The organism is Pseudoalteromonas gelatinilytica, from assembly GCF_001641615.1.
Lineage (GTDB): Bacteria > Pseudomonadota > Gammaproteobacteria > Enterobacterales > Alteromonadaceae > Pseudoalteromonas > Pseudoalteromonas gelatinilytica.
Window position 1 is genome coordinate 1 of record NZ_LRRU01000001.1, and the last position, 3,040, is coordinate 3,040.

The 3,040-nt window shown below is 49.8% G+C and carries 1 rRNA gene; it reads right to left on the reverse strand.

The window, feature by feature from the left end:
- Positions 1–32: 32 nt before the first annotated feature.
- Positions 33–2,915 (reverse strand): 23S ribosomal RNA (locus NH153_RS00005).
- Positions 2,916–3,040: the final 125 nt, after the last annotated feature.

The window sequence follows — 3,040 nt, forward strand, 5'->3', positions numbered from 1 at the left end:
GTTACGCTGTCATAAAACGCGTTTGGCGTTGTATGGTTAAGCCTCACGGGTAATTAGTACAGGTTAGCTTAATGGCTCACACCACTTCCACATCCTGCCTATCAACGTTGTAGTCTTCAACGGCCCTTCAGAGACTTTAAAAGTCTAGTGAGAACTCATCTCGAGGCCTGCTTCGCGCTTAGATGCTTTCAGCGCTTATCAGTTCCGAACGTAGCTACCGGGCAATGCCATTGGCATGACAACCCGAACACCAGCGGTTCGTTCACTCCGGTCCTCTCGTACTAGGAGCAACCCCTCTCAATTCTCAAACGCCCACGGCAGATAGGGACCGAACTGTCTCACGACGTTCTAAACCCAGCTCGCGTACCACTTTAAATGGCGAACAGCCATACCCTTGGGACCGACTTCAGCCCCAGGATGTGATGAGCCGACATCGAGGTGCCAAACACCGCCGTCGATATGAACTCTTGGGCGGTATCAGCCTGTTATCCCCGGAGTACCTTTTATCCGTTGAGCGATGGCCCTTCCATTCAGAACCACCGGATCACTATGACCTACTTTCGTACCTGCTCGACGTGTCTGTCTCGCAGTTAAGCTGGCTTCTACCATTACACTAACCGTACGATGTCCGACCGTACTTAGCCAACCTTCGTGCTCCTCCGTTACTCTTTGGGAGGAGACCGCCCCAGTCAAACTACCCACCAGGCACTGTCCGTAACCCCGATTAGGGGCCAACGTTAGAACATCAACACTACAAGGGTGGTATTTCAAGGACGGCTCCACAAAAACTAGCGTTTCTGCTTCAAAGCCTCCCACCTATCCTACACATGTAGGGTCAATGTTCAGTGCCAAGCTGTAGTAAAGGTTCACGGGGTCTTTCCGTCTAGCCGCGGGTACACAGCATCTTCACTGCGATTTCAATTTCACTGAGTCTCGGGTGGAGACAGCGTGGCCATGGTTACACCATTCGTGCAGGTCGGAACTTACCCGACAAGGAATTTCGCTACCTTAGGACCGTTATAGTTACGGCCGCCGTTTACCGGGGCTTCGATCAAGAGCTTCGTCCGAAAACTAACCCCATCAATTAACCTTCCGGCACCGGGCAGGTGTCACACCGTATACGTCATCTTGCGATTTTGCACAGTGCTGTGTTTTTAATAAACAGTCCCAGCCACCTGGTCACTGCGGCTCCCGTCCGCTTAAAGAGTAAATCTCATCACAGATAGGAGCGTACCTTCTCCCGAAGTTACGGTACAATTTTGCCTAGTTCCTTCACCCGAGTTCTCTCAAGCGCCTTAGTATTCTCTACCTGACCACCTGTGTCGGTTTGGGGTACGATTCGGTATAATCTGAAGCTTAGAGGCTTTTCCTGGAAGTATGGCATCAACAACTTCACCACCTTAGTGGCTCGTCTCGTATCTCAGTCTTAGCAACCCGGATTTTCCTAAGTCACCAACCTACATACTTTCACATGGACAACCAACGCCATGCTTGTTTAGCCTGCTCCGTCCCCCCATCGCAATTATACCAAGTACGGGAATATTAACCCGTTTCCCATCGACTACGCCTTTCGGCCTCGCCTTAGGGGTCGACTTACCCTACCCTGATTAACATGGGATAGGAACCCTTGGTCTTCCGGCGTGCGGGTTTTTCACCCGCATTATCGTTACTCATGTCAGCATTCGCACTTCTGATACCTCCAGCATACCTCCCGGTACACCTTCAACGGCTTACAGAACGCTCCCCTACCACTCAAACATAGTTTGAATCCGCAGCTTCGGTGCATAGTTTAGCCCCGTTACATCTTCCGCGCAGACCGACTCGACCAGTGAGCTATTACGCTTTCTTTAAAGGATGGCTGCTTCTAAGCCAACCTCCTGGCTGTCTGGGCCTTTCCACATCGTTTCCCACTTAACTATGACTTTGGGACCTTAGCTGGCGGTCTGGGTTGTTTCCCTCTTCACGACGGACGTTAGCACCCGCCGTGTGTCTCCCGGATAGTACTTTACGGTATTCGGAGTTTGCAAAGGGTTGGTAAGTCGGGATGACCCCCTAGCCTTAACAGTGCTCTACCCCCGTAAGTATTCGTCCGAGGCTCTACCTAAATAGATTTCGGGGAGAACCAGCTATCTCCCGGTTTGATTAGCCTTTCACTCCTAGCCACAGGTCATCCCCTAACTTTTCAACGTTAGTGGGTTCGGTCCTCCAGTTGATGTTACTCAACCTTCAACCTGCCCATGGCTAGATCACCGGGTTTCGGGTCTATACCTTGCAACTCAACGCCCAGTTAAGACTCGGTTTCCCTACGGCTACCCTATTCGGTTAACCTCGCTACAAAATATAAGTCGCTGACCCATTATACAAAAGGTACGCAGTCACCCTCGAAGGGCTCCTACTGCTTGTACGTACACGGTTTCAGGTTCTATTTCACTCCCCTCACAGGGGTTCTTTTCGCCTTTCCCTCACGGTACTGGTTCACTATCGGTCAGTTGGGAGTATTTAGCCTTAGATGATGGTCCACCTATATTCAGTCAAAGTTTCACGTGCTCCGACCTACTCGATTTCACTTAAGATGCATTTTCGTGTACGGGACTATCACCCTGTATCGTCAAACTTTCCAGAATGTTCCACTAACACATAATAAGCTTAAGGGCTGGTCCGGTTTCGCTCGCCGCTACTTCCGGAATCTCGGTTGATTTCTGTTCCTACGGGTACTTAGATGTTTCAGTTCTCCGCGTTCGCCTCTTACACCTATGTATTCAGTGTAAGATACCTGCAAGCAGGTGGGTTTCCCCATTCGGAAATCCTAGTCTCAAGCGCTTTTTACTAGCTTGACTAGGCTTATCGCAAGTTAATACGTCCTTCATCGCCTCCAACTGCCAAGGCATCCACCGTGTACGCTTAGTCACTTAACCATACAACCCAAACGGGTCTTTGTTAGTGACAGCTGTTAACTTCGCCAGAAGTTAATTCATCAAATAATGATGAGAATACTAAAGTAGATACCGATTAATCATTGCTGATTAACTGGCATATTTTT